The sequence below is a fragment of the Methylobacterium sp. D48H genome (genome assembly GCF_053345715.1).
Map to the genome: position 1 here is coordinate 62,367 of NZ_JBKFAP010000027.1, position 6,347 is coordinate 68,713.

Below are 6,347 nucleotides of genomic sequence, written 5' to 3' on the forward strand. Positions count from 1 at the left end.
GTTCTCATGCAGGATGATGCCGGTGCGACAAACGTGTTGCTTCGGCTGAGACACCGCAACTTGCTGTGTCACGCAACCGCACTTGCCTCGCGCACGCTTTTTTGGGACAGCTTGGAATTATACCAGATCGCTTTTACGGAGCGGAGATGACGGTCCAGGTCTCAAGGCGTGGCCTGCTCAAGGGGGCCGGCGCCGGCCTCGCTGGCGGCTCGCTGGGCGCGCTCGGATTCGGCGGACTCGAGCCCGCCATGGCCGCCGCGGTGCGGCCGTTCAAGCTCGCGCAGATGCGCGAGACCCGCAACACCTGCCCGTACTGCTCGGTCGCGTGCGGCGTGATCCTCTACAGCCTGGGGGACCGTTCGAAGAACGCGCGCTCCTCGGTCATGCACATCGAGGGCGATCCGGATCATCCGGTCAACCGCGGCACGCTCTGCCCGAAGGGCTCGGCGCTGCTCGACTTCGTGCACGCCGAGACCCGCACCAAGTACCCGCTCCACCGCGCCCCGGGTTCTTCCGAGTTCAAGCGCGTGTCCTGGGATTTCGCCCTCGACCGCATCGCGCAGCTCATGAAGGAGGACCGGGACAAGAACTTCGTGGCCAAGAACGGCGACCTCACGGTCAACCGGTGGACCACGATGGGCTTCCTCGGGGCCTCGGCCACCACCAACGAGACGGCCTGGCTGACCTACAAGACAGTCCGAAGCATGGGGGCCCTGGTCTTCGATAATCAGGCCAGGGTTTGACACGGTCCGTCGGTCGCCAGTTTGGCGCCCTCCTTCGGACGCGGTGCGATGACCAACCTCTGGATGGACATCAAGCACGCGGACGTGATCACCGTGATGGGCGGCAATGCCGCCGAGGCGCACCCCTGCGGCTTCAAGTGGGTCGTGGAGGCGAAAGCCCATAACAATGCCAAGCTGATCGTCGTCGATCCGCGCTTCACCCGCACGGCGTCGGTGGCCGATCTCTACTGCCCGATCCGGCAGGGGACCGACATCGCGTTCCTGTCGGGCGTGGCCAAGTACCTGCTCGACAACGACAAGCTGCAGCACCGCTACGTCTCCGCCTACACCAACGCCGGCTACGTGGTCCGCGAGGGCTACGACTTCAGCGAGGGGCTGTTCACGGGCTACGACGCGGACAAGCGCGACTACGACAAGACCACCTGGGACTACGAGATCGGCCCCGACGGCTACGCCGTGGTCGACGAGACGATGCAGCATCCGCGCTGCGTGATGCAGCTCCTCAAGAAGCATCTCGCGATCTACACGCCCGAGATGGTCGAGAAGATCTGCGGCTCGCCCAAGGAGACCTTCCTGAAGGTCTGCGAGCTGATGGCGACGACGGCTTCCCCCGAGAAGTCGATGGCCTCGCTCTACGCGCTCGGCTGGACCCATCACTCCAAGGGCTCGCAGAACATCCGCTCGATGTGCATCGTGCAGACGCTGCTCGGGAACATCGGCGTGCTCGGCGGCGGCATGCAGGCCCTGCGCGGTCACTCCAACATCCAGGGGCTGACCGATATCGGGCTGATGTCGAACCTCATCCCCGGGTACCTGAACATCCCGGTGGAGAAGGAGCCCGACTACGCGAGCTACATCGCTAAGCGGCAGTTCAAGCCGCTGCGTCCCGGACAGACGAGCTACTGGCAGAACTACAACAAGTTCTTCGTCTCGTTCCAGAAGGCGATGTGGGGCGACAAGGCCACGAAGGAGAACGACTGGGCGTACGACTACCTGCCCAAGCTCGACGTGCCGACCTACGACGTCCTGCGCGGGTTCGAGCTCGCCAAGCAGGGCAAGATGACCGGCTACGTCATCCAGGGCTTCAACCCCCTGCTGTCGTTCCCGAACCGCGCCAAGATGACGGAAGCCTTCTCCAAGATGAAGTTCATCGTGGTGATGGATCCGCTCAAGACCGAGACGGCCCGCTTCTGGGAGAACCACGGCGAGTACAACGACGTCGATCCGACCAAGATCCAGACCGAGGTGTTCGAGCTTCCGACCACCCTGTTCGTGGAGGAGGAAGGCTCGCTGTCGAACTCCAGCCGGTGGCTGCAGTGGCACTGGCAGGCGCAGGAGGCGCCGGGCGAGTGCCGCTCCGACATCGAGATCATGTCGGAGATCTTCCTCCGCATGAAGGCGGCCTACAAGAAGGATGGCGGGGCCTTCCCGGACCCGATCGTCAATCTGAAGTGGGACTACGCGATCGCCGAGGCGCCGACGCCGACCGAGCTCGCCCGCGAGCTCAACGGCTACACGCTGGCGCCGACGCCGGATCTCAACGGGACGATCATCCCGGCGGGCAAGCAGGTCGACGGCTTCGCCCAGCTCAAGGACGACGGGACGACCGCCTGCGGCTGCTGGATCTACTCGGGCTGCTACACCGAGAAGGGCAACATGATGGCCCGCCGGGACAACACCGACCCCGGCGATCGCGGCATCGCGCCCAACTGGGCCTTCGCGTGGCCGGCCAACCGGCGCGTCCTCTACAACCGCGCCTCGTGCGACCCCGAGGGTCGCCCGTGGTCGGAGAAGAAGAAGCTCATCGAGTGGAACGGCAAGCAGTGGATTGGCTTCGACGTGCCGGATTACGGCGTCACCGTCGCCCCCGATAAGGGCGTCGGGCCGTTCATCCTGAACCAAGAGGGCGTCGCCCGCCTGTGGACCCGGGGTCTCATGCGCGACGGGCCGTTCCCGGCGCATTACGAGCCCTTCGAGTCCCCGGTGGCCAACCTCGCCTTCCCGAAGATCAAGGGCGCACCCGCGTCCCGCATCTTCAAGGACGATCTGGCCGATCTCGGCGACGCGAAGGAGTTCCCCTACGCGGCGACGAGCTACCGCCTGACCGAGCACTTCCACGGCTGGACCAAGCACGCCCGGATCAACGCGATCCTCCAGCCGGAGGCCTTCGTGGAGATCTCGGAGGAGCTCGCCAAGGAGAAGGGCATCGCCAAGGGCGGATGGGTCCGCGTCTGGTCGAAGCGCGGCTCCCTGAAGGCCAAGGCCGTGGTGACGAAGCGGATCAAGCCGCTGATCTGCGACGGCAAGCCCGTCCACGTCGTCGGCATCCCGCAGCACTGGGGCTTCATGGGCCACACCAAGAAAGGATGGCACCCGAACTCGCTCACGCCGGTCGTGGGCGACGCGAACACCGAGACGCCGGAGTTCAAGGCCTGGCTCGTGAACATCGAGCCGACCACACCTCCGTCGGACGCGGTCGCGTAAGGGGGAGCGGCAGACATGGCTGACTACAGCTCCCTCGACATCCGCCAGCGCTCCGCCTCCACGGAGACGCCGCCGGAGATCCGCCGCCAGGTGGAGGTCGCCAAACTCATCGACGTGTCGAAGTGCATCGGCTGCAAGGCCTGCCAGTCGGCCTGCGAGGAGTGGAACGACCTGCGCGACGACATCGGTGTCAACACGGGCACCTACCAGAACCCCCACGACCTCACGCCGAAGTCGTGGACCCTGATGCGGTTCACCGAGTACGAGAACCCGGAGACCAACAACCTCGAATGGCTGATCCGCAAGGACGGCTGCATGCACTGCACCGAGCCGGGCTGCCTGAAGGCCTGCCCGTCTCCCGGCGCGATCGTGCAGTACTCCAACGGCATCGTCGACTTCATCGAGGAGAACTGCATCGGCTGCGGCTACTGCGTGAAGGGCTGCCCCTTCAACATCCCGCGCATCAGCCAGACCGACCACAAGGCGTACAAGTGCACCCTGTGCTCGGACCGCGTGGCGGTGGGTCAGGCGCCGGCCTGCGCCAAGGCCTGCCCGACCGGCTCGATCATGTTCGGCACCAAGCAGGCCATGATCGAGCAGGCCCACGACCGCGTCGAGGACCTGAAGTCGCGTGGGTTCGACAAGGCGGGTCTCTACGATCCGGCCGGCGTCGGCGGCACGCACGTCATGTACGTGCTGCACCACGCCGATCAGCCGAGCCTCTACGCGGGCCTGCCGAACGACCCGAAGATCTCGCCGCTCGTCGCCTTCTGGAAGGGCGGCGCCAAGGTGTTCGGGCTCGCCGCGATGGGCTTCGCGGCGGTGGCGGGCTTCTTCCACTACGTCACGGCCGGCCCCAACGAGGTCGTGCCCGAGGAGGAGGAAGAGGCGGTCGAGTACGACGAGGCCAAGCGCCGGGAGAATGGCGGCGAGGCCCGGCCGCACTGAGACGCGACGGTCTCCCTCCCCCGCGGGGGGAGGGAGCGCCGCGCCGAACGGTTTCGGCAGGGCGGAGACGGCTCGGGCGCCAGACCCGATTTCGAGTTTCACGGCCCGCCCGCCGCGACGGGCGGCCCCGTCAGGCGAGTGAAGGCCGATGACGATCCAGAACGATGTCCGGGACGGCGATTCCCGCCCCCTCCACCACGCCAAGTCCGAGGCGCCGGAGGTGATGTACGTCCCGCGCTACACCGGCCTGCAGCGCGTGAATCACTGGATCACCGCGATCCTGTTCACGCTGCTGACCCTCTCGGGGCTGGCGATGTTCACGCCCTACCTGTTCTCGCTGACCGGCCTGTTCGGCGGCGGGCAGGCGACCCGGGCGGTCCACCCGTGGTTCGGCGTGGCGCTGGCGATCAGCTTCCTCTTCCTGTTCGTGCGCTTCTGGCGGCTCAACATCCCCAACAAGGATGATGTCGAGTGGTCGAAGAAGATCGGCGACGTGGTCACCAACCGCGAGGACCGGCTGCCGGAACTCGGCAAGTACAATGCCGGCCAGAAGGGCGTGTTCTGGGGCCAGACCGTCCTGATCGGCGTGATGTTCGTGACCGGCCTCGTGATCTGGAACACCTATTTCGGCGGCCTCACCTCGATCGAGACCCAGCGCTGGGCGCTGCTCGCGCACTCGCTGGCCGCCGTCATCGCCATCGCGATCATCGTGGTGCACGTCTACGCCGGCATCTGGGTGCGCGGCACCGGCCGGGCGATGGTCCGCGGCACGGTCACGGGCGGCTGGGCCTACCGGCACCACCGCAAGTGGTTCCGCCAGATGGCCGGCGGCCCGGCGCGCCGCGGCTCGGTGGACAAGCGCGGATCCTGATCGCGTGGCCAACTTCTTCAGGCGGAAACCCGCGGCTCCGGCCGCGGACAACACCCCGAAACCCGCCGAGTCCCCGAAGCCCCGCCGCCGGGATTTCAGCGAACTCAAGCCCGATCCCGACAAGATCGGTATCTCGGGCTCGGTCCCGCTCGTGCGCCTGCCCGATCCCGCGACTCTGTTCGCCGACCGGGCCGCGCGCTTGGCGGAGGCCGCGCCCGGGCACCCGCTGGAGGCCTATCTCCGGTTCGTCGGTGAGGTCGCCCGCGCCCAGGCGGCGATCCAGGCACGGTTTCCGGCCCCGCCGGCGCCGGATCCCGCCGATCAGGCGCTGCGGAGCGAGCACGGCATGCCGCCGCTGTCGCGGCACAGCCTCGAGGCCGACCAGGATTTCGACGCGTGCCTCCTGGCGCTGCTCGACGCGCTGGATCTCGCGACCGCGCCCGAGGCCTCGGCCGCGGCGCGGGATGCCCTGCGGGCCGCTGCGCCGGAGGAGCGCCGCGATCTCGCCGTGCAGGTTTTCGAGGGCGCGCTGCCGGTCGACCGGATCGCCGAATGCCTGTTCGTCTCAGCCGCGTTGCAGGTGCGCTTCGCCGAGCGGGCCGCGCGCCTCGACACGCGGACGCTGAAGCCCGTCGCGGACGGCGTCTGCCCGTGCTGCGGCGGCGCGCCGGTGGCGAGCGTCATCGTCTCCTGGACCCCGGCCGACAAGGCCCGGTATCTCAGCTGCTCGCTCTGCGGCACGTACTGGAACCACGTCCGGATCCGCTGCACCGCCTGCGGTGACGGCGAGAACGTGAGCTATTACGGGCTCGATGAGGTCTCGAAGGACGTCCAGGTCGAGACCTGCACGACCTGCCACAGCTACATCAAGCAGCTCCACCAGCACCGGGCGCCGGCCCTCGACCCGGTGGCGGACGACATCGCGTCCTACGGGCTCGACCTGAAGATCGCCGAGGACGGGTTCCGGCGCGCCGGACTGAACCTGCTGTTCGTGATCTAGAGCGTTTTCGGTTTGGGCTGAGTCGGGTTGGTAGGGTTCACGCGGCGCTGGGAGGCTGATTCACTCAGGCCGGTCGACAGCCGGAGTGATGCATGGGCCGCCCCTACAGCTTGGACCTGCGCGAGCGGGTGGTGACCGCGGCTGCGGCGACCTCGCGCCGTCAGGCGGCCGCCCGCTTCGGGGTCGGCCAAGCAACCGCGATCCGCTGGATGGCGGCGCTCGCCGCGACTGGGACGGTGGCCGCCCGGCCGCAGGGGCGTGCCCGCCGCTCCAAGCTCGACCCGTACGAGACGTTCCTGCG

Annotated in this window: 4 protein-coding genes and 1 pseudogene; all 5 read left to right on the forward strand. The window is 67.6% G+C overall.

Going from position 1 to position 6,347, the window contains the following annotated elements; all coding sequences use genetic code 11:
* Positions 1 to 146: 146 nt before the first annotated feature.
* Positions 147 to 3,227 carry a formate dehydrogenase-N subunit alpha gene (gene fdnG / locus ACLBX8_RS27070; protein WP_447716114.1) on the forward strand — a complete coding sequence of 1,027 codons (3,081 nt, stop codon included), beginning with the start codon at positions 147 to 149 and terminating at the stop codon, positions 3,225 to 3,227.
* Positions 3,228 to 3,242: 15 nt separating this feature from the next.
* Entirely contained in the window at positions 3,243 to 4,175 is a 933-nt protein-coding gene (gene fdxH / locus ACLBX8_RS27075) for a formate dehydrogenase subunit beta (protein ID WP_447716115.1), read from the forward strand.
* Between the two features lie 148 nt (positions 4,176 to 4,323).
* Positions 4,324 to 5,046 carry a formate dehydrogenase subunit gamma gene (locus tag ACLBX8_RS27080; protein ID WP_447716116.1) on the forward strand — a complete coding sequence of 241 codons (723 nt, stop codon included), beginning with the start codon at positions 4,324 to 4,326 and terminating at the stop codon, positions 5,044 to 5,046.
* A gap of 4 nt (positions 5,047 to 5,050) precedes the next feature.
* Complete coding sequence (gene fdhE / locus ACLBX8_RS27085) at positions 5,051 to 6,046, forward strand: formate dehydrogenase accessory protein FdhE (RefSeq protein ID WP_447716117.1); 996 nt, start codon at positions 5,051 to 5,053, stop codon at positions 6,044 to 6,046.
* 92 nt (positions 6,047 to 6,138) lie between these two features.
* Positions 6,139 to 6,347 (forward strand): annotated as a pseudogene (locus ACLBX8_RS27090) (IS630 family transposase); the annotation flags it as partial.

What these genes read in the sequence shown, in the direction of transcription:
- fdxH (WP_447716115.1), top strand. Translation starts at nt 3,243, where the DNA reads ATGGCTGACTACAGCTCCCTCGACATCCGCCAGCGCTCCGCCTCCACG.
- ACLBX8_RS27080 (WP_447716116.1), top strand. Translation starts at nt 4,324, where the DNA reads ATGACGATCCAGAACGATGTCCGGGACGGCGATTCCCGCCCCCTCCAC.